This is a genomic window from Nostoc sp. ChiQUE01b (genome assembly GCF_034531255.1).
Classification (GTDB): Bacteria; Cyanobacteriota; Cyanobacteriia; order Cyanobacteriales; family Nostocaceae; genus Nostoc.
The window spans coordinates 1-20,519 of sequence record NZ_JAVRBM010000065.1 but is presented as its reverse complement, the minus strand read 5'-3'; the positions used below and the strand labels follow the sequence as shown (position 1 = coordinate 20,519).

The 20,519-nt window shown below is 40.3% G+C and carries 17 protein-coding genes and 1 tRNA gene; 9 read left to right on the top strand and 9 right to left on the bottom strand.

What is annotated here, in order from left to right; all coding sequences use genetic code 11:
* The first annotated feature begins 179 nt into the window (after positions 1 to 179).
* Complete coding sequence (locus RMY63_RS30590; protein ID WP_322732317.1) at positions 180 to 6,143, top strand: AAA family ATPase; 5,964 nt, start codon at positions 180 to 182, stop codon at positions 6,141 to 6,143.
* An 11-nt stretch (positions 6,144 to 6,154) separates the two neighbouring features.
* Here RMY63_RS30590 and RMY63_RS30585 read toward each other — a convergent pair whose 3' ends face one another.
* Positions 6,155 to 7,282 (bottom strand): ABC transporter ATP-binding protein, encoded by a 1,128-nt coding sequence (locus RMY63_RS30585; protein ID WP_322732316.1) that lies wholly within the window; start codon positions 7,280 to 7,282, stop codon positions 6,155 to 6,157.
* 302 nt (positions 7,283 to 7,584) lie between these two features.
* Here RMY63_RS30585 and mrdA point away from each other — a divergent pair, with 302 nt between their 5' ends.
* From mrdA to RMY63_RS30565, 4 genes are all read left to right on the top strand, one after another.
* Positions 7,585 to 9,432 (top strand): penicillin-binding protein 2, encoded by a 1,848-nt coding sequence (mrdA, locus tag RMY63_RS30580; RefSeq protein ID WP_322732315.1) that lies wholly within the window; start codon positions 7,585 to 7,587, stop codon positions 9,430 to 9,432.
* A gap of 241 nt (positions 9,433 to 9,673) precedes the next feature.
* Positions 9,674 to 9,835, top strand: a complete 162-nt coding sequence (locus tag RMY63_RS30575; RefSeq protein ID WP_322732314.1) for a helix-turn-helix transcriptional regulator — start codon at positions 9,674 to 9,676, stop codon at positions 9,833 to 9,835.
* Entirely contained in the window at positions 9,828 to 9,956 is a 129-nt protein-coding gene (locus RMY63_RS30570) for a hypothetical protein (protein ID WP_322732313.1), read from the top strand. The genes RMY63_RS30575 and RMY63_RS30570 overlap by 8 nt, the downstream gene beginning before the upstream one ends.
* A complete protein-coding gene (locus RMY63_RS30565) occupies positions 9,953 to 10,297 on the top strand; it encodes a hypothetical protein (protein WP_322732312.1) in 345 nt (114 codons plus the stop codon). Before RMY63_RS30570 ends, RMY63_RS30565 begins: the two co-directional genes overlap by 4 nt.
* A 113-nt stretch (positions 10,298 to 10,410) precedes the next feature.
* Here RMY63_RS30565 and RMY63_RS30560 read toward each other — a convergent pair whose 3' ends face one another.
* The 4 genes from RMY63_RS30560 to RMY63_RS30545 all read right to left on the bottom strand — a co-directional run bounded on the left by RMY63_RS30560 (position 10,411) and on the right by RMY63_RS30545 (position 15,374).
* Positions 10,411 to 10,575 carry a hypothetical protein gene (locus RMY63_RS30560; RefSeq protein ID WP_322732311.1) on the bottom strand — a complete coding sequence of 55 codons (165 nt, stop codon included), beginning with the start codon at positions 10,573 to 10,575 and terminating at the stop codon, positions 10,411 to 10,413.
* Between the two features lie 264 nt (positions 10,576 to 10,839).
* On the bottom strand, positions 10,840 to 11,541 hold the full coding sequence (locus tag RMY63_RS30555) for a hypothetical protein (protein ID WP_322732310.1): 702 nt from the start codon (positions 11,539 to 11,541) through the stop codon (positions 10,840 to 10,842).
* Positions 11,534 to 14,710 carry an HsdM family class I SAM-dependent methyltransferase gene (locus tag RMY63_RS30550; RefSeq protein ID WP_322732309.1) on the bottom strand — a complete coding sequence of 1,059 codons (3,177 nt, stop codon included), beginning with the start codon at positions 14,708 to 14,710 and terminating at the stop codon, positions 11,534 to 11,536. Before RMY63_RS30550 ends, RMY63_RS30555 begins: the two co-directional genes overlap by 8 nt.
* Positions 14,711 to 14,921: 211 nt before the next feature.
* On the bottom strand, positions 14,922 to 15,374 hold the full coding sequence (locus tag RMY63_RS30545; RefSeq protein ID WP_322732308.1) for a MerR family transcriptional regulator: 453 nt from the start codon (positions 15,372 to 15,374) through the stop codon (positions 14,922 to 14,924).
* Positions 15,375 to 15,444: 70 nt separating this feature from the next.
* On the opposite strand from RMY63_RS30545, the gene cas12k reads away from it, so the two are divergent.
* Positions 15,445 to 15,801 (top strand): type V CRISPR-associated protein Cas12k, encoded by a 357-nt coding sequence (gene cas12k, locus RMY63_RS30540; RefSeq protein WP_322732307.1) that lies wholly within the window; start codon positions 15,445 to 15,447, stop codon positions 15,799 to 15,801.
* Here the strand turns inward: cas12k and RMY63_RS30535 are convergent.
* A tRNA-Cys gene (locus RMY63_RS30535) sits at positions 15,772 to 15,842 on the bottom strand. The genes cas12k and RMY63_RS30535 overlap by 30 nt on opposite strands.
* A gap of 246 nt (positions 15,843 to 16,088) precedes the next feature.
* Positions 16,089 to 16,679, bottom strand: coding sequence for a chromophore lyase CpcT/CpeT (locus RMY63_RS30530; protein WP_322732306.1), 591 nt, complete (start codon positions 16,677 to 16,679; stop codon positions 16,089 to 16,091).
* A 358-nt stretch (positions 16,680 to 17,037) separates the two neighbouring features.
* Between RMY63_RS30530 and RMY63_RS30525 the strand changes: the two genes are divergently transcribed.
* Together RMY63_RS30525 and RMY63_RS30520 are read left to right on the top strand one after the other, a co-directional pair.
* Complete coding sequence (locus RMY63_RS30525; protein ID WP_322732305.1) at positions 17,038 to 18,264, top strand: hypothetical protein; 1,227 nt, start codon at positions 17,038 to 17,040, stop codon at positions 18,262 to 18,264.
* A 64-nt stretch (positions 18,265 to 18,328) separates the two neighbouring features.
* Entirely contained in the window at positions 18,329 to 19,171 is an 843-nt protein-coding gene (locus RMY63_RS30520) for a Uma2 family endonuclease (RefSeq protein ID WP_322732304.1), read from the top strand.
* Between the two features lie 139 nt (positions 19,172 to 19,310).
* Here the strand turns inward: RMY63_RS30520 and RMY63_RS30515 are convergent, their stop codons facing one another.
* On the bottom strand, positions 19,311 to 19,745 hold the full coding sequence (locus RMY63_RS30515) for a type II toxin-antitoxin system VapC family toxin (protein ID WP_322732303.1): 435 nt from the start codon (positions 19,743 to 19,745) through the stop codon (positions 19,311 to 19,313).
* A complete protein-coding gene (locus RMY63_RS30510) occupies positions 19,745 to 20,044 on the bottom strand; it encodes a hypothetical protein (RefSeq protein WP_322732302.1) in 300 nt (99 codons plus the stop codon). The genes RMY63_RS30515 and RMY63_RS30510 overlap by 1 nt, the downstream gene beginning before the upstream one ends.
* Positions 20,045 to 20,136: 92 nt before the next feature.
* Here RMY63_RS30510 and RMY63_RS30505 point away from each other — a divergent pair, with 92 nt between their 5' ends.
* Entirely contained in the window at positions 20,137 to 20,424 is a 288-nt protein-coding gene (locus RMY63_RS30505; protein ID WP_322732301.1) for a hypothetical protein, read from the top strand.
* Positions 20,425 to 20,519 lie beyond the last annotated feature (95 nt).

Below are 20,519 nucleotides of genomic sequence, written 5' to 3'. Positions count from 1 at the left end.
AATAATTAATGAATATCAAGGATAACTCGGATTTCTCACTTCTGATAAATCTGGGCTTAGTACCAATGACCAATGACTAATGACCAATGACCAATGACCAAATTTTTTGCTTTTGTTTATAAACAACTTCACTATCTATCTGGGAACACTATATCTGGAAGTCTTAAAGATTTAGCAGTATGGTTAGCACGAGAGTCAATATTCCCGGATATAAAGTAAGCGAAGAACTCTACAATGGTTCTAGAACTGTAGTTTATCGAGGATATCGAGAGACTGACTCATTACCTGTGGTGATTAAACTGCTGAAAAATTCTTATCCGAGTTTCAGCGAATTGGTGCAGTTTCGTAATCAGTACACCATTGCCAAAAATCTTAACTCACCTCTAATCATCCAAACCTACAGCCTCCAAGCCTACCAAAATGGCTATGCGTTGGTAATGGAAGACTTTGGCGGGATTTCTTTGAAAGAATGGAGAGTCAGGGGAAACCTGGAATCTTTGATGGAGTTTTTACAGATAGCGATCGCACTGTGCAATACCTTAGACATATTGTATCGCGATCGGATTATTCATAAAGATATCAAACCCGCCAATATTCTCATTAATCCCGAAACCAAACAAGTTAAATTAATTGACTTTAGTATTGCATCCCTATTACCACGGGAAACTCAAACACTGATGAATCCCAATGTCTTGGAAGGGACACTTGGTTATATTTCTCCCGAACAAACAGGAAGAATGAATCGGGGGATTGACTACCGGACTGATTTCTATTCTTTAGGTGTCACTTTTTACGAACTACTTACGGGTGAGTTACCGTTCCATTCAAACGACCCGATGGAGTTGGTACATTGTCATCTAGCAAAACTTCCACCATCCCTTCAGGAAGTTAAAAGTCAAAAGTTAAAAGGAGCCAGTGTGTTGGGGAGCCAGCGCGGTCTTGGGGGTTTCCCCCATGAGCGACTGGCGTCCGGCTCTGCCGATTTGTCCCTTGCGCGTCTCCCCTTAAAGAAGCAACTGGCGTCCAAAAGTGAAGAGATTCCGCAAGTGTTGTCAGATATTGTCATGAAATTGATGGCAAAAAATGCTGAAGACCGCTATCAAAGTGCATTAGGACTGAAATTTGATTTAGAAACTTGTTTATCTCAACTCCAAGAAACTGGTGAAATTAAGTGTTTCCCAATTGCTCAACGGGATCTGTGCGATCGCTTTATTATCCCTGATAAACTCTATGGACGAGAAACAGAAGTATCAACTCTACTGCAAGCATTTGAGCGCGTTAGTACAGGTGCGACAGAAATGATGCTGGTAGCTGGTTTTTCGGGTATTGGTAAAACCGTTGTAGTTAACGAAGTTCATAAACCAATCGTCAAAAAACGCGGTTATTTTATCAAAGGGAAATATGACCAATTTCAACGAAATATTCCCTTTTCAGCATTTGTGCAAGCCTTCCGGGATTTAATGGGGCAATTATTAACAGAAAGCGATGCTCAAATTCAGCAATTTAAAACCAAGATTTTAGCGGCTGTAGGTGATAATGGACAGGTAATTATTGAAGTCATTCCCGAATTAGAAAGAATTATTGGTCAACAACCACCTGCTACAGAATTATCAGGAACTGCCGCCCAAAACCGATTTAATTTATTATTTCAGAAATTTACCCAAGTCTTTACTAGTGAAAAACATCCATTAGTAATGTTTTTAGATGATTTGCAATGGGCAGATTCAGCATCATTGATGTTAATACAGTTATTAATGGCTGACACAAAACATCTTTTTTTAATTGGTGCTTATCGTGATAACGAAGTAAACCCAGCACATCCATTAATGTTGACTCTGAACGATATTCAAAAAACAGCAGCCACAATTAATACGATTACTTTAGCGCCTCTGAGTCAATGGCAAGTGAATCAATTAGTTGCTGAGACACTTAAATGTACAAAAGATTCGGCATTACCTGTTTCTCAATTGGTATTTCAGAAAACTCAAGGTAATCCGTTTTTTGCTATACAGTTTCTCAAGGCATTACACCAAGATGGATTAATTGAATTTAACTTAGAGTCAGGGTATTGGCAATGTGATATCACCCAAATAAATCAGCAAGCGGTTACAGATGATGTTGTTAAGTTCATGGTATTTCAATTACGAAGACTACCTCAATCAACTCAAAATGTGTTGCAGTTAGCCGCTTGCATTGGTAATCAATTTGATTTAGCAACTTTGGCGATCGTTTCGGAATCATCAGAAATTGAAACGGCTGCTAGTTTATGGAAAACTTTACAAGAAGGGTTAATTTTACCAATTAGTGATGTTTATAAATTTTATCAAGATTCGTCATTAATAATTGGTCATTTTTCATTAGAAAAGAGTGAACAAATGACCAAAGACCAAGGACAAATGACAGTTTCTTATAAATTTTTACATGACAGAGTGCAGCAAGCTGCCTATTCTCTAATTCCTGATAACCAAAAACAAGCAACTCATCTCAAAATTGGTCAATTACTTCTGCAAAATTCCTCTCAAATAGAACAAGAAGAAAAACTGTTTGATATTATCGGGCATTTGAATTTAGGAATTGAGTTAATTGCTCAATCACATGAGCGAGAAGCCTTGGCTAGACTTAACTTAGCAGCAGGAAATAAAGCTAAAAATTCTACTGCTTATGCTGCGGCTAGAGCCTATTTACAAACTGGGATTGAGTTACTCACAGTCAATTGCTGGCAAGATCAATATGAATTGACCTTGAGTTTCTATGTTGCTGCCACCGAAGCCGCCTACTTAAATGCTGACTTTGAAGGCATGGAACAGATAGCGTTACAGGTGTTGCAATCAGCCCAGACGATTTTAGACAAAGTTAAAATTTATGAAATTCAAATTGCTGCCCAGACAGCCGAAAGCAGACTATTAGAAGCGATCGCAGTTGGCAGAGATGCCTTAAAACAATTGGGAGTTGAGCTACCCATCGAGCCAAACAATGCTGAGATTGGTAGAGCTTTACAAGCCCTTGCTAGTCAACTCGCAGACAAACGAATTGAGGAACTAGCTGACCTGCCAGTGATGACCGATCCCCAAGCACAGGCAGCCATGCAACTGTTAGGAATGTTGTTTGCACCCGTTTTTCAAGGAATGCCCGGTTTATTGCCCCTAATTAGCTCCACAATGGTGACTCTATCGCTTCAGTTTGGGAATACGCCCGCCTCCACTGCGGGGTATGGGCTGCACGGAATGGTGCTGTGTGCATTTTTGGGAGAAGTCGAAACGGGCTATGGTTTTGGGCAATTGGCATTGAATTTGCTAGATCGGTTTAATGCGCGGGAATTTAAATCCACAATTTCCATGTTATTTGGTGGCTTTATTCAGCATCACCAAGAAGCTCTTTCGGCAACGATACCGTTGCTGAAAGCTGGTTTTACCTCTGGTATGGAAACTGGCGATTTTTTACACGCTGGCTATAACGTATGTTGTTATAGCTATGCGGTCTTTTGGAGTGGCTTTGAACTTAGCAATTTGGAATTAGATATAACAAGTTACAACGCCGCCTTAACTCAGGCAAAGCAACATTCTGCCCAGACTTATGTAAGTATTATGCGGCAGGCGGCACAGAATTTCAGGGAAACCCGAATTCAGCCTGATTGTTTGAGCGGCACGATTTACGATGAAACGGTGATGATTCCCAAGCATCGTCAGGCGAATGAACTGACGGTGATGGCTGAGTTGTATATCTACAAACTGTTGCTTGCCTATGCTTTCGGTGATTACAAAGCTGCGATCGCTTACATTGACGAAGGGGAGAAGTACTTACTCGCGGTATCAGGATTGATATTTATTCCGATTTCCCATTTCTATGCAGCCCTGACATACCTAGCCCGATTTTCCACCCTGCCAGAAATTGAACTTTCCGTAATTCTCGCCCAGGTAGAAATTCATCAAACCACTCTGCACCAATGGGCACAAAATGCTCCCACAAATCATCTGCATAAATGGCATTTAGTTGAGGCTGAGAAACAAAGAGTTTTGGGCAATAAAGCAGAAGCACTTGAAAATTACGATCGCGCCATAACTCTAGCTAAAGCCAACGGCTACATCCAAGAAGAAGCACTTGGCAATGAACTAGTAGCCAAATTTTATCTCGATTGGGGTAAAGAAAAAGTTGCCCAAGCATATATGCAAGAAGCATACTACTGCTACGCTCGCTGGGGCGCAAAAGCCAAAATAGAAGATTTAGAAAAACGCTATCCCCAACTACTTCAATCCATTCTGCAACAGCAACGAATCAACCTCAAACACGACGAAACTATTAGCTTTCGTAGCACTTCTTCATCTACTCGCACTTCTAGCACTGGCAGCACCAGTATTTCCGATGCACTAGATTTTACCTCTGTCCTCAAAGCTGCTCAAGCTATCTCCAGTACTCTAGAATTAGATCAACTCATTGCCAGCTTCAGCCAAATTATTCTAGAAAACTCTGGTGCGAAAAAAGCTGTACTAATTCTTCCCCAAGATGATACTTGGCAAGTTAGGGCAATTACCTTTATCAATCATGACCAAATACAAACCATTCTTGAACCAAAATCAATCGAAAATTGTCAAGATATTCCTGTAAAAATTATTAATTACGTTAAAAATACTCAACAAACAGTTGTTATAGACAATTGCAAAACAGATATTATTGGGTTGATTGGGGAATATATGCACTCCTCACAACCTCAGAGTGTATTATCTACCCCGATTATTAATCAAGGGCGTTTAGTAGGGATTCTTTACCTAGAAAATCAACTGACTCAAGGGGTATTTACTAGCGATCGCCTTTCTATTATAAATTTCCTCTGCACTCAAGCCGCAATTTCTTTGGAAAATGCCCAGTTATATAATCATCTCCAGGAGCGAGAAAAGTTCCTCAACTGTATTTACGAAGGTGTTGGCTGTCTAATCTGTGTGATTGATGTCCGAGATAATGGTAAGTTTGAGTACACAGGATGGAGTAAATCGTGCGAGTTAGCAGTTGGTATACCTGCTTCTCAAGTGCTGGGTAAAACTCCCCAACAATTGCATGGTGATGAAGGTGCAGTGGTATCTCAAAATTATCTGCGTTGTGTCCAAAGCGGAATACCCATCACCTATGAAGAATGTCTAACATTTCATGACCAGAAAACTTGGTGGTTGACCACACTCAGTCCATTAAAAGATGAGACGGGCAAAGTTTATCGCATAGTTGTAACAACTATTAATATTAGCGATCGCAAACAAGCTGAATCAGCAGTTACAGAAAAATCTCAAGCACTCGGAACAGCCTTAGAAGATTTACAACAAGCCCAATTACAAATTGTTCAAAGTGAGAAAATGTCTGCATTGGGTAATTTAGTTGCTGGGGTAGCCCATGAAATGAATAATCCTTTGGGCTTTATTGCTGCGAGTCTCAAACAAGCTAAACCTACTATTGCTGATGTTGTGCAACACTTGAAACTTTATCAAGAAAGTTTACCTAGTCCGGGTGCTGAAATTATTGACCATGCAGAAGAAATTGACTTAGATTATAGCTTAGAAGATTTACCCAAGGTCATAGATTCAATGGTGATGGCGTGCGATCGCCTCAAAAATATTAGCACTAGTTTAAGAACTTTCTCCCGTGCTGATAAAGATTACAAAGTGCCATTTAAAATTCATGAAGGGATTGAAAGTACAATTTTAATCCTCAAACATCGCCTGAAAGCCAATGAGCAACGTCCAGCAATTGAAGTAATAACAGATTATGGCAGTTTGCCCCAGGTTGAATGTTTTCCCGGACAATTAAACCAGGTATTTATGAATATTCTAGCTAATGCCATTGATGCCTTGGATGAGTCGAATACTGGACGGAATTTTGCAGAAATCCAAGAAAATCCTCACAAAATTAGAATTCAAACCTCATTGAAAGATAATCAGGTGAAAATAACGATTGCCGATAATGCTAATGGCATGAATGAAGCAGTCAAGCAAAAGATATTTGACCACTTGTTTACGACAAAATCTGTGGGCAAAGGAACGGGTTTAGGATTAGCGATCGCCCGTCAAATTGTTGTGGAAAAACACGGGGGTTCAATATACTGCAACTCCTCTCCAGGAAAAGGTACAGAATTTGTGATTGCAATTCCAGTGCGACAATGAAGAGTGCTTAACTATTGACTAATAGCTAAACAATCAGTTTCTGGCCACCAGGCGTAAATAGGCGTGTCGCGGTCTGGTAAAGTGCCAAAAGTATTAGGTTGCAACACATTAATACTAATGCCATTTGTTAATTCCATAACATAATTAACGTGTGTGCCCAAATACATCACGTTGACAAGCCGTCCTTCAAAGCAGTTAGCTGGCAAATTAGGTGGATAAAGCGAAAGCTGTATTTTTTCTGGACGCACACTCACTACTACAGCTTGTGATAATTCAGTTGGTGTATCTTCAGCGCGGCTAATAACAATTGAGAGTCCCATTTTTGTGGAAATTTTAATATTAGAGGAGTCTACCGCGACGATTTCACCACTGAATAAATTAGTATCACCAATAAAATCAGCAACAAAGGATGTACAGGGACGTTCGTAAATTTGGCTGGGAGTGCCAACTTGTTCAATTTTGCCTTGATTCATCACGGCAATGCGATCGCTCAAAGACAATGCTTCTTCTTGGTCGTGTGTCACCATCACAAAGGTTAACCCCAAGTCTTTGTGTAAATTTGATAACTCAACCTGCATTTCTTTACGTAGTTTTAAATCTAACGCTCCTAAAGGTTCATCCAGGAGGACGACAGTGGGATGGTTGACTAAAGCCCTTGCTAAAGCTACTCGCTGCTGTTGACCACCAGAAAGTTGATTGGGAAAGCGCGATCGCAAACTTTCCATTTTCACGAGTTTTAAAGCTTGTTCGACTCTAGCTTCAATTTTCGATTTGGGTATTTTTTTTAACCGCAGTCCAAAAGCGATGTTATTCCAGACATTCAGGTGGTTAAATAGAGCGTAACTTTGAAATACAGTATTGACGGGTCGGCGGTAAGGGGGCACATTAGTCATGGACTGACCCTGAATAAACACCTTACCAGCGTCAGCAATTTCAAACCCAGCAATTAAGCGTAGTGTTGTTGTTTTACCACAACCGGAGGGGCCTAAAATACTAAAAAATTCTCCTTGTCTGACATCCAAATCAATTCCATTTACTGCTGGTTCTTGGTTAAAAAACTTGAAGACGTTACGCAGTTCAACATCAAGTGGCTGAAAACTTGTTATCCCCCTCTGATTTTGCATGACAATTTGAGCCATAATCCTCAGTAGAATACCGTGATCTTACGTTATTTTGTCAATTGCTCTAGTCTTTTGGGCAGACTATATTTGACACTTTGGTTTATTGTATCCGCCAAAAACAATTGTTCAAGAATATACTCGCCCGATTCTTTCATACCCAGTATTGACAAGGAGATTAAAGTAAATTTATATACTAACTTCACTAGTTAGAGATTCTGTGATTAAGTTAACATGCCTTAAAATTGCATATTAGCAATTGCGAAAAGGCTGGCTGGAATTGCGTTTATTCATTTTGAATTTTGAATTTTGAATTAATACTTATGTCTTTATTCCCATCACTTGGCAGCAAAAAAGATACACGTACAGTTGGCCGTGGTTTCCAATCAATATTTTTAATCGTATTTACCCTATTAATGACCACTGGGATTGAGGCTCGTTTGGCCTACTTGCAAATAGTTGAAGGGCCAAAACTCCGAGAAAGAGCCGAAGCAAACCGAATTCGGATGATTCCCAAACAACCAGAACGGGGCAATATTTTTGACCGGAATGGCAAACTTTTAGCCAGTACTCGCTATCCTAGCTCAGTATATTTGTGGCCAATGGCACATACTAAGCCTTCATGGTCTGTAGTCGGCCCGCGTCTGGCGCAAATTCTCAATATTCCCCAAGATGAGATGGAAAAGAAATTAGAACAAGCAGGTGCTAATTCTTCTTCACTCATCCGGGTTGCTCGCGATTTAAATGAAGCAGAAATCACAGCATTAAAGGAGTATAAAAATGAACTTCCAGAAGTGGAAATCAATACAGATTCTGTACGTTATTATCCCCACGGTAAGCAATTAGCGCACGTACTAGGTTATACGCGAGAGTTGACGGCTGACCAGTTAAAGGGCAAGAAGGAGTTAGGCTATCGACTGGGAGATGTAATCGGTCAGATGGGCGTGGAAAAAGCTTATGAGAAAGCTCTACGGGGCGAATGGGGCGGTCAGCAAGTGGAAGTGGATGGTGCGGGTAGACCAATCCGGGTTATCGGAGAGAAACAGGCAAAAGCTGGTAATGATTTGCACCTAACCATAGATTTGGATGTGCAAAAGGCAGCCGAAAAAGCTTTGGGAAATCATCGAGGTGCGATCGCAGCACTCGATCCGAATAATGGTGCTGTTTTAGCGTTGGTATCTTACCCCACCTTTGACCCAAATATCTTTTCCAAACAAAAACTCTCTCAAAAAGATTGGGAAAGCGTCCAAGGTAAAGATCATCCCTTGGTCAATCGTGCCCTGAGTGCCTTTCCGCCCGCCAGTACTTTCAAAATTGTCACTACAACAGCTGGACTCGAATCAGGTGAATTTTCTCCTGATACAATACTACAAACCTTTGGTTCTCTTACCGTGGGTGGGGTGACATTTGGTGAGTGGAACCACGCCGGATTTGGGCCATTGGGATTTCCCAGAGCGATGGCTATGAGTAGCGATACTTTCTTCTATCAAGTTGGCAGAAAAGTTGGCGGCCCAACTTTAATCAAATGGAGTCGCAAATATGGGTTTGGTCAAAGAACTGGTATTGAATTTCGTGATGAAGAATCAATAGGCTTGGTTCCAGATGAAACATGGAAGCAGAAAGCTTGGAAAATACCTTGGACTGTTGGCGACACCATTAATATGTCAATTGGTCAAGGCGCTTTGCAAGTTACACCTCTGCAAGCGGCGATTATGTTTTCTGTCCCTGCTAATGGCGGGTATCGAGTTCAGCCACATTTGCTTAAAGACAACGAAGAAGCAAAAAGTTGGCGAGAATCCCTAAATATGAAGCCGACAACTATCAAAGTTCTCCGCGACGGACTGCAGAAGGTGGTGAGTGAAGGCACTGGTAAGCGCTTAGACATGCCGACAATTGCCCCAGCGTCCGGGAAGAGTGGCACAGCTGAAGCTGGTGTTGGTCGCCCAAATCATACATGGTTTGGTGCTTATGCGCCCAGTAATAAGCCTGAAATTGTGGTTGTGGCCTTTGGGGAAAATACTGGCGAACATGGCGGTACTATTTGCGGCCCGATGGTTTTACAAGTACTAGAAGCTTATTTCCAGCACAAGTATCCAGGTAAGTATCAAAAACCTCAGCCTGATCCATCAGAAGCTAAAACTCAAAGTTCAGGACATGGCACTGGAGACTAGAAGGAGACAGGAGGCAGTCCCCATGAACTTCGTACATCACCAAGCATGAAAATAGGCAGTTCTTGCTGGGGGCTAAGAACTAGTATTTTTACTCAGTACTCAGCACTCAGCACTCAGCACTTTCAAGTCAGAAGGTTGGAAATCGTGATTGACGACTATATTCGAGCCATAATGAATTTAAAGGCGATCGCCTCTGACAATTGAGCTATCAATCAATCAAAAACTATGCTTAAAAAGCTATTTGTCGCGCTCAGTCGAGGTTTTGGCAGCAGAGGCCGAAATCAGCCGCTCTTACTGGCATGACATAGAGGCAGAACGAATGAGAGATACCTTGCCTGAAGATACTCTTAGAAAGATTGAGCAAGTACTCGGTGTCGATCTAGGGGTGAAATTTGATGCTTAACCACGAAGCTTTTTACGAGTTGTCAGACAGAATTAAAACAAACGCACAACCTGTAACGGTTGAGGAGCTTGAGGAAATTCTCTCTTCAAAAGTCAATCTTCAACAGCAACAAACCGAATGACCCAAAACCAACCAGACAGATTAGACCGGATAGAAGCGACATTAGAGCGAGTGTCACAGCAGCTTGATAATCAAGTGGTGGTTAATGCTGAGTTGCGACAGGCAGTAGGTCAATTACAGCAGACAGTAGGCGAATTAACTAGCTCAGTTGATTCCCTCATTGGCATTGCCAACCAGCACCAAGAAAACTTTATGGTTTTGGTGACAGAAATGCATGAGATTCGTACTGACATGAGAGAAATGCAAAGCGAAATCCGCGAAATGCAAAGCGATATTCGAGGGCTACAAACCGAGAACCGACGAATTCTTGGAATTCTTGAAGGCTTGGGAAATGAAGAGTAAAGGTATTTTGTACCTGCATTGGGGCGGGGAACTGAAGCCGCTGGATCGCTCTAGTGCGGGCGGGAAGAAGGCGGAAGGCTGTTAAGTTTGCACTGCTTAATATGGGGTTTTAGTTAATTTGGCAGATGCCGTTGCAGACGAATTATCTCTACCATTTGACCGCATTTCTCGCTTAGATGTTCTACTCTATTGGGGATCACCTTATCTAAATCGATCCACTCATCCCAATTAAAAGTTTTTGCTAGCAGTTGATGGTAACGCAGGGGTGTAAGCGTCATCAGTTAAGGTTATTGTCGGAGTGTCCTAATTGTGGAGCGAGGTTTAAGGTTCCGGCTTTGTGGGTAGATGGTTGGTGTCAGAGGTGTTTTATAACATTTACGGAAATGATAGAGTATGAGAAGCCTATAGAAATATTAAAAGAATAGATATTTAGTAATGCTGAGGATATATCTACCAATTGAGATAAAGCTATTTTGCAATTACTTTACAACCTAAACTTAACTAATTTAATATAAATAATTAAGTAATTGCGAGTTTTGGATTTATACTGAAGCTGTATTAGTAGGAACTAAAGAAGTAATTATTTTTAATAGTAAATGGTGACAACGAAATTCAGCAGGATATGATTTTCCTGATGGAACTACCCGCTGGTGATCGGAGGTTTTGTGGTCACGGTTTGGAAAATCTGGATGATCGCTTAATGTGCATGGTACTTTGGTTGCAATATTGGTAAAAGCTTTGTTTGAATCACCATAAAAAAGATAACCTAGCATTCCTCCTTGACTAGAAAAGGGTGCATATCGGCAAGTTACAAAGTTTTCATTTATCTCTTTTATATATTCACCTACCGCCCCATCTGTTTTCAATACCTTAGCTTCTAAAGGCCAGATAACCCTCTCATTCGATATTAAATAAAAGGCAATATCATATTGTGGTGGTTGTGCTTGTGCTGATTGACTACTTTCCCATTCATAAGCTTCATGTTGAACATCAAATGGCTCATCTCCCGTCATATTTCTGCGAATTCTGCGCTCAAGAGATTGAGTTAGGCTCCTTTCAATCTGCTCCTCTGCTTCATCACAATTAATTTGTGATAGAATCTCGGCAACCAACAAATCATATCCTTCCCAAACAAGTTTTACCAGAATTCTTATTGCATCATTATTCCAAACTTTTGCTACTTCAACAAAATCCGGTGTATCTTTCCAGCGCAATTCTGGAATTGTTTTACCTCTTCTACCCACTATATGACTCCTCTATAACTGCTGATTCCTTATCAAATGATGTCTGCCACATCATGATATCTGTGGCTACTTCATCAGCATCTCTTAAAGCCATAGAGCGAGTCCAGTAACGAATTTTGTCGGGTTTTATCAAATAAATAGTTGGAATTTTTAACCCATTCAATTGAACGGAATCATAAATCCTGGCAACACGTTGATAAAATATACCACCATCTTCTGTATGCCCTTTTTGCAAAGACAAATCATTTAATTTTTCCAATAGTTCTAGTAAATCATGGGAGTCAATAGACTCAATATGAACGCTTTGATAGTCGGATCTGTTGAGATAAATTGCAACTAAGCGGACAGGAAGCTTAGCGTTAGTTTGCTCCTGAAATATAGTGGCGCAAATTTGTTTATCTTGTCCAAATCCTGCTTTCAGCACCCGCAAGAAATACTCGCAATACATTGTCAGTTCTGGTTCAGTATTATTTTCTAAATGACCATTATCTCTACGGTGAGTTCTTTTGCGTCCTGGGGAAGCACTATCTCCTTTAAAATCTGGTAGGGTGTAATTAAATAGATCATTAATTAGCACCCATTCACTATCTTTGAATTCAAAAGCTTGACGTATGCGTTCATCTACGTCATCAATCGTTTTTATATTCTGCAATTCTCCTACTGATAATTCAGGTATTGGCACACGCAGTAAATCATCTACATTGACTTCTGGAATATAAGAAGCAAAACGACCGCTAGAAAGTAGTAGATAGTAGACGGCTAACTTACTGTTGTATGCTAAACAAGCAGCATTTAATTGTGAAATATACTCTTCACTAGTATTAATACTCACATAACTTTCAGAGCAGATAATTCCTTGATTTGTATTATCAGCTTCAATTATTACTGAACGGAATCTGCCGCTCTTTTTTTGCCAACTTAACTTTAAAATCATTTGCGGCAGTTGAAATGCAGCTAGGCTACTTAAACCTGTACCGGAGTCAATATATGGATCATCATTTATAGGAAGTTGTTCAGCGTTTAGGTAGAGAAAACTTTTATCAAGGAATTTGGATGATTTCAGAATTCGTTTATTTATTAAATTGTTTTGTAATTTTTTTCTATCACCTTTCGTGACCCCTTGACGTGTTTTAGCAATGCCTTGATTTTTAAGTTTTTGAATAGTCAATTTCTGATTTAATCTTCTTGCCAAGGATAGATCGCGTCTACCTCCCCAGATTAATGCTATCCAAACTAAAGGATCTGTTATTGCTTCTTGTGGTTTGATGTGATTAATATCATGTGGCTCAATAATTATATGATAGTCATCCTCATTAGTCATTACTGGCTTGGGACAAATGTATGTAACAGGTTCACCGTCAGGAGGTGTTACTGACATTGTGATAATACAAGCTGGAGAAATAGCATCTTTGAACAGTCCAAAACGCAATGCAGATAAATTAAATATCTCTTCAATTTTGAACTTTGAAAAAAGCTTTGCTCGGAATTCTTGAGCCGTACTAACCTGATTAAAAATTAACGCAAGTGCAGGCTGCATCATTGCTACTTGTCCACCTGGCTTGGTTAAAACAGCGGCTTTTGGCAGAAAAAGTGGGCCAATATTACCGTAAGTTATCTTCCATTCATCTCCAGCCCAAGATTTAGCTGCTGGAGTAACAGTATTTTTTCCCCACGGTGCATTGCCAACAACTAAATCATATTTATTGGCATCTTGAATAGAATTAAATCCTTTTTTGTCTTCTTGAAAAAAATCAGCAGCTACTAATTGACGTTCACGCAATCTGGGAAAGCAAAACTCATTCTCCCAATAGTCTTGGGGTTTAACTTTATCAAGCATAGTTAAATAGAGGCTGAAGGAAGCTACTCTTACTGCTTGAGTATCTACATCAACACCAAATAAATTATTTTCTAGTAACGACTTTAAATCATTTGGCTGAATTGTTTTATTAGAATGAGCTTGTTCCCATCTATAAATTAACCGCCCAAATGCTTTAACCAGAAAAATTCCTGAACCACAAGCAGGGTCAAGGATTTTAATATCCCATTCTTGACTATCCCAAGGTAAAACACCATCTAGTACAAAATCAACTATGTGTTCTGGTGTGTAATGAATTCCTGTACCAGATTCTTTACTGACAAATTCTTCATATATACTGCTAATAAAGTCTAAAGGTATAACGTCAAAGTGATAGTATGGCCATAAACTCATTTGTCCAGTTTCAATGTCTAGATCACCACAAACAAAATGAGCAAGTATATTTAGATGAGGTTGTTTAACTTTTTGTTCTTCTGTTTGCCATTCAGCTTCACGTTCTTCTTCGGTAGCACCTTTACCTGGGAACAAATCACCATTGAACTTGCCGTTGAGCCAACGGAAAAATTGATAAGTATCTGTATGATTTCTTAATATGTCAGCTAAATGAGAGTATCTAGTCGATAATTCCCCAATTCGATGTAAATGAGCCAGTAAATTTGTATTTAGAGTAGGGTTTCCTTCAGAATCTTGACGGTCAAAAAGAAATTGAATAAAAATAATTCTCGCTAATAAATCATGAATTGTGTCATCATCAAGTTCATTTTGTTGAAGTTTTTGCCGAACACTTTTCAGGTTGCTCAATAGCATCTGATCAGCGGCCTGACTTCGTTGAAATCGCTGGCTATGTTCTTGGAAGAATTGACCTGATACCAAATCAGCCCAGTGTAGACATAGAGTTTCAGCAGCTTGTTGTGAAACAGAAGGCTGATTAAATAATTCGAGTTCCTGTCTAGAAACTTCAATTACTGGATTTATATTAGCTTCTGCTGTTGGTGGTTCTTCGTAGCACGTCCAAATTCTTAAACGGTTAGGTTCTGTTGTAATTAATGATGGTGTACGAGAAAAACTCCAAGCAAGTCTATAAGTTATTCTCAATGTGTCTTCTGATACTTGTTGTTGAAAATCGCACACTAGAGCAATAGGTGTTTCTGTGGAGTCACCTTCAGGGTTTGCAGCCAGTACTCCTATTTGCACACCATGACTATCTGAAAGCTTACTAATAGTTCTGCCTAATTTTTCTCTGGCGATTCGTGCATAAAAACTAGGCCCAGCACCAGATGGCTCCAAAATTTGTTGTGGAGTTGGCCAGTGAAGCTTTTCATGTGCTAGTTCAAGTAGTCCAGATTGTGACATTCCGTGTTTTAAGCTGCATTAAAGTAAGATTCTACATTTCAACAATCAGATTGTTATGAATTGATTGACATTATTCAACAGTACATTAGTATTAATATCGATGCAACAATATTTAACTGGAGTTGACAAAATCCTTATTGAATGCAAACACAATTTCATTAGACGCAAGCGATGCACATAACATACAACATAATATCTTGCGACTTCAGTTTTAATCAGCCAATTTAATAGTCAACTGCTGATGAATCACATCTAACCAAAGGGGAATCACAGGCTTACCTTCCACTACAGAAGCGATCGCTTTATCTCGGTCAAACTCCACAAGGGAAAGCATCAGCCCTGTTCCTCCCTTGACAGCTTTTTCTCCTACTGCTCCCAACAGCATAAAACGCTTTGCCTGGCCAGATTTAAATAACTCCGGCTCTTTGTCTTTCAAGGTTTTGACCATTTCACCAGCCAGATCAAAACTCAACCCAGCAGACAAAAAATATACCATCACAGCCAATTCCACCAAATTGGCTTTTGAGTAATAAATACTACGTCCAGTTCCCGTTTCACTGATAACAGGAACAATTACCCCCTTCTCTCGCCAGTACTGAAGCTGACGCAGGGTACAGCCTGTTATTTCAGCTGCTTGTTTGCTCGTAAAAAATGTCTCTTGCATGAAATAATTTTACACATGGCTATTTATAAGACAAAAATGTTATTATTAAACATATATGTTTTAAAAGGCCATGAGCCAAATCACAATTCAGTGCCGTTTGGTTACTAGTGCATCTACCCGCCAATATTTATGGAAGTTAATGGCAGAGCAAAACACGCCTCTGATTAACGAGTTACTGGAACAATTAGGTCATCACCCAGACCTGGAAAATTGGCGACAAAAAGCTAAAATCCCTGCTGATATCGTCAAGCAACTAAGTCTGACACTCAAAACTGACTCGCGCTATAGTGGTCAACCTTCTCGGTTTTATGCCAGTGCGATCGCATTAGTGAATTACACTTATAAATCGTGGCTGGCGTTAATGAAGCGGTTGCAGTCCCAACTGGACAACAACAGAAGGCGGCACCCGGATTTGAACCGGGGGTGAAGGTTTTGCAGACCTCTGCCTTACCACTTGGCTATGCCGCCACAGCAAGATTCCCTGAACTACTTTAATGTTTCTAAGCAGATGTCTTAGTAGGCATTTAGTAGCTATAGGACGCTAGCTAAACCATGATAGCATAGGATTCTGAGGTAGACCTAGTGGGTTAACTGGATGTTTCTGGTAGTCTTTAGGCGATCGCTAAAAGGTGGTGATTACAAGTTGACCAAACCACAAACTACTCTTAGCAGATTAAAAAAAGTTTTGGGTTGTAACTCCTCACTCCTAACTTGTTACACCTTTACTTCATCGGCAAAACTACCCCAACGGAGAAAGTGAAATGGACCGGCGATAGAACCCCAGAGACGTTCATCGGTGTCTAAATCCCTTCCCCGGTCGAGGCTGAAAAATTCTTTAGCGTCAATCTCAAATTCGTTATCCAGATAAGTATTTTTGCCATCGCGAAACACTATGCAGCCTTTACCAGGTTCAACTTTGCCTTTAAAGCTTTTTCCTGTCCACTCTACAACCATGTTGCAACCTGGCATTTTTTCTAATTGGTCAAAAGACAACTCTTTGAGGCGTTCGGGTTCACGAGATGCGCCGTAAAATTTTTGTTCTTCTTTAACCGTGTAGTGTTCAATCGCAATGTGGTTTTCTGCCGGAATTAACTTCATTACCCGCATCCGGTAGGGTTGATTGAGCATAAAATCATAAGCTTGTTCCAGAAACAAACTTACCCCTGAGAACAACTCTAAGGGAAGGGGACGGATACAAACGCGGATATGAGCATAAAAAGGCGGATTTTCAAAAGCTTGTTCTTGATTGCTAAAGTCAGCTGCCATCCAGCGGGCTAAGGTGGTGATATCAGTAGAATGAGTCATTACAAAACGATCGACTAGTTACTTAAATATTATCTAGGATTATTTTGACACTCCCCTGACTCAAAAATTCTGGCTGCGATCGCAATTTTTAAATTACATCTACGATAAATCCTCTAACTGGAGAAAATTAGTCTGCTTCAGTACAAGTTAAACTGCTTATCTCTTGCGCCTAACAACTAGAACTCGTTAAGCATTTATTTTGGCAAAATTCGCACACTGCCTTTTATCTGTGTGCTGAAGCCACATAGCTCTCAGGTAGGCAATTCTAGTAAAGCTGGAGAATAGTTAGTCAATAATAGGGGATGGGGATAATCGCTAATTATCTCATGCAAATCACTCAAGGTAAAGTAAAGTACCCATGCTCAGACACTTAATTGCGATCGCTACTGCCACTATACTCTTTAGTAATTCCTTAACATTGGCAGAGAGTAAACCGCCAAAACCACCCGATAAATTTCCTCCCAGCCCTCTAGAGATTACCACACCCGATCCACTGTCACCACGATCGCCCAAGAATAAACAGCCGTTAACTTCCCAAGAACGGCAAAAGTTAGAATCAGCGTTGGATGCGTTAAATCAAGAAGCGGCGGCGAAACTGCAAGCAGGGGAACCGATTGCGGCGTTTGAAATTTGGAACCGAGAATTGCGTTTGCGGCGCTTTTTAGGTTCATTAGCAGAGGTGCAAGCATTATCACGAGTTGGGGCGATCGCTTGGAAGCAAAACGATGCACAAGAAGTACAATATATTACGCAACGATTGCAAGCAATTCAAAAGCAAGCTCAATCTCAGAAAAAAACTGCCCCAATCGATCTAGAATTGTGGCGATCGCTAGGTGAAGCTTACAAAAATGTGCGATCGTCTAAACTGGCTATAGAAGCTTATGACCAAGTTTTGCTAGTAGTGCGACAACAAAAAGATCAGACAGCGGTATTAGAAACCCTCAAAACAATTGGAGAACTGCATTTGAGTTGGTTTGATTATCGCAAAGCTGCGCCAATCTATGAGGAATTGTTGAGTTTAGCTACATCTCTTGGCGATCGTGTCAACGAAGTAACATATCTGCAACAACTGGCTGATATTTACGAGCAGACAGACCAACCGCAGCAGTCTTTGAATGTACTTAACAAACTAGCAGAAATTTATGTCAATGAAAATAATCTTACAGAAATACCAGAATTAAAGCTAGCGATCGCTTCAGATTATGAATCTCTAGCTAAGAAAGATCCTAACTTACTCCTAGAAGCTTTTAAAAATTATCAAGAAGCTTATACCACTGCTTGGCAATTAAAGGAGTACGTTCGTGCTGGTGATGCTTTGCAGAAGTTAATTGCGCTGTATCGTTCGCAAGGACAAACAGAAGAAGCTTTGCAGGCTAGCGAAATACTTGTGCAGATACAAGCGCAAGCTGCCAACTTTTACGGAATGATGCAAGCTTATGACCAAATTGGGCAATTGTATCTAGAACGCAAAGAATTTCCTCAAGCACTAACAGCTTTTCAACAAGGGTTAAAACTGGCGCAACAACTTAAACATGAAGAAGCATACTTTACTGGACAAATTAAAAAACTGTCGAAAGCAAATTAACTGAAATTTCTGCGATCGCTTAATATAAAAATACCCGCCACGCCTCCCCATAAGGTGAAAAGCTATGTCAGAAACTACCCTAGCTGCACCAGATATTCAACTCCCACCCACTCAAACAGAATTACCCGATGATGACGGTATTCCGATGGAAAGCCCGCGACACAAAGCCCAGATGGATTTGCTGATAGATGCTTTGATACCTTGGTTAGAAGAACGAGAGGATGGGTTTATCGGCGGTAATATGTTTGTTTACTACAGTCTGGCCCAGGTGCGAAACAAAGACTTTAAAGGGCCAGACTTTTTTGCTGTGTTGGGAGTCCCGAAAGGAGAACGTCGCAGTTGGGTGGTTTGGGAAGAAGGTAAAACACCAGATGTAGTCATTGAATTGCTTTCTGACAGCACAGCCCAAGCAGACAAAAATGAGAAAAAGCTGATTTATCAAAATCAAATGCGTGTGCCAGAATATTTCTGGTATGACCCTTTTAACCCTGATGATTTGACTGGTTTCTCTATTGAAAAAGGAGCTTATCAACCGATTGCAGTCAATGCTCAAAATCAGTTAGTGAGTCAATCTTTAGGGTTAGCATTACAGTTGTGGCAAGGAAGTTATAAAGGTATTGATGCTACTTGGTTACGCTGGGCAAATTTGGCAGGGGAATTGCTGCCAACTCCTGAAGAAAAGGAACGTCAAAGGGCAGAACAAGAAAGCCAAAGGACAGAACAAGAACGCCAAAGGGCAGAACAAGAACGCCAAAGGGCAGAACAAGAACGTCAAAGGGCAGACAAGGCAGAATCGCAGTTATTACAAACTGCACGCAACTTACTTGAGTCTGGGATGACAGTAGAACAGGTAGCGAGGTTAACAGGTTTGAATGTCTCTGAGATAGACACTGAAAAGGATGGATGATTTGTAGGATTTGTTTAAGCGATGCCTTCGGCAACGTCTTCGACGAACGCTCCAGCAACGTAATTATACAAGCGATCGCTAATCAATATCAATCCTGTTCTAAAATCCTTTCTATATCTTGCTAATTCAGGTAATGCATTTAATCGGGAACTTGTACAATGTCAGCGATTGCATTTTCCAAACGAGTAAAGTGATTTGGATTCAGGGTCAACAAAGCGTCTACCTCTGCTTTTAAAGCAGCTTGAGCAATTAAAGCATCAAAAATACCGCCACCTGGAAGATTTAAGGTTGCCATTTGAGCGATTGCAGCCTGATAGTCATTGAAAAGCAGTGGAACTCCCTCTAAATACTGTGACATATCTACAATAATCATTTGAGCTTGTTGGGGACTAATACGCGGCTGAATGGGTAAGCGGGTGATGACAGAATATGTTTCAGCTAAACTGTGAGTTGAGATAAACCCTTGAATTTGCCCAGATTTTGCAGGTTTAATCTTGGAAAAGCAAACAGAATGTTGCGGGTGATTGACAATGAATGCAGGAACTAAGACAGAAGTATCAAACAAGACTTTCATTAAGTTATTTGATCCTGAATGCGTTCTTCTCTCAACTCATCTATAAAAGCATTAACATCAAAGTTTTCTGGTAATTCTGCCCCTACAACTAAAATCCCTTCTTTTCGATAAATGTTTGGTTGGTTAAGGGGCAGTATATTGGTCATTTCAGAGTTTTGTTGAGTATGTTGTTCAGTGACTTGCTGACTCAACGTGTCAATTTTTTCTGCAATAGCTTGCAAAATAAACTGCTCAGTCGAAATTCCCTGACTGTTTGCCCATTTTTCAATCTTTTGTTGGAGTTGAGGAGGAAAATTCATAAAGGTAAATATAATTAATATTCCAATTGTAAAAGGCGATCGCCTACGACGGGCTACGCCTATGCATTTATTATATTAATGAGAGAACAGCGATGTCTGATAACAAGCTGCTTCGAGACAATACCTTCCCCAGTATTACACAGAATGAATCACCAATATCACCAAGTAATACATGGGAGAGAGAATCCCTTCAACCATGTATTACACCGAATGAGGAGCATTTTCAAAGGTCAGCTGCCTTACTACCCCAACTAGACGCACTTGAAGCAAAACGCGATCGCATTTTGTTTGAACTGAAGTTAGGTAAGCAAGCCACTGGATACAAAGCCGTTCAAAAAGCTCTCAATCGTTTGATCGCTGAATTAATTACCCCAGCATAAGCGTTTCCCAAATTCGCCAACAGTGTCCTCGCTACTTTTACCCCATATTAGAACTTTTAGAAAGAGAGGGAATTGATTCGTTGTATATTGAACTA

Bases quoted from the DNA above. Each gene is read 5' to 3' on its own strand.
- mrdA (WP_322732315.1), top strand. From the start codon at position 7,585: ATGTCTTTATTCCCATCACTTGGCAGCAAAAAAGATACACGTACAGTT.
- RMY63_RS30510 (WP_322732302.1), bottom strand. From the start codon at position 20,044: ATGAATTTTCCTCCTCAACTCCAACAAAAGATTGAAAAATGGGCAAAC.
- RMY63_RS30565 (WP_322732312.1), top strand. From the start codon at position 9,953: ATGACCCAAAACCAACCAGACAGATTAGACCGGATAGAAGCGACATTA.
- RMY63_RS30530 (WP_322732306.1), bottom strand. From the start codon at position 16,679: ATGACTCATTCTACTGATATCACCACCTTAGCCCGCTGGATGGCAGCT.
- RMY63_RS30525 (WP_322732305.1), top strand. From the start codon at position 17,038: ATGCTCAGACACTTAATTGCGATCGCTACTGCCACTATACTCTTTAGT.
- RMY63_RS30560 (WP_322732311.1), bottom strand. From the start codon at position 10,575: ATGACGCTTACACCCCTGCGTTACCATCAACTGCTAGCAAAAACTTTT.
- RMY63_RS30545 (WP_322732308.1), bottom strand. From the start codon at position 15,374: ATGCAAGAGACATTTTTTACGAGCAAACAAGCAGCTGAAATAACAGGC.
- RMY63_RS30505 (WP_322732301.1), top strand. From the start codon at position 20,137: ATGTCTGATAACAAGCTGCTTCGAGACAATACCTTCCCCAGTATTACA.
- RMY63_RS30520 (WP_322732304.1), top strand. From the start codon at position 18,329: ATGTCAGAAACTACCCTAGCTGCACCAGATATTCAACTCCCACCCACT.
- RMY63_RS30570 (WP_322732313.1), top strand. From the start codon at position 9,828: ATGCTTAACCACGAAGCTTTTTACGAGTTGTCAGACAGAATTAAAACA.
- RMY63_RS30550 (WP_322732309.1), bottom strand. From the start codon at position 14,710: ATGTCACAATCTGGACTACTTGAACTAGCACATGAAAAGCTTCACTGG.
- RMY63_RS30590 (WP_322732317.1), top strand. From the start codon at position 180: ATGGTTAGCACGAGAGTCAATATTCCCGGATATAAAGTAAGCGAAGAA.
- RMY63_RS30585 (WP_322732316.1), bottom strand. From the start codon at position 7,282: ATGGCTCAAATTGTCATGCAAAATCAGAGGGGGATAACAAGTTTTCAG.
- cas12k (WP_322732307.1), top strand. From the start codon at position 15,445: ATGAGCCAAATCACAATTCAGTGCCGTTTGGTTACTAGTGCATCTACC.
- RMY63_RS30515 (WP_322732303.1), bottom strand. From the start codon at position 19,745: ATGAAAGTCTTGTTTGATACTTCTGTCTTAGTTCCTGCATTCATTGTC.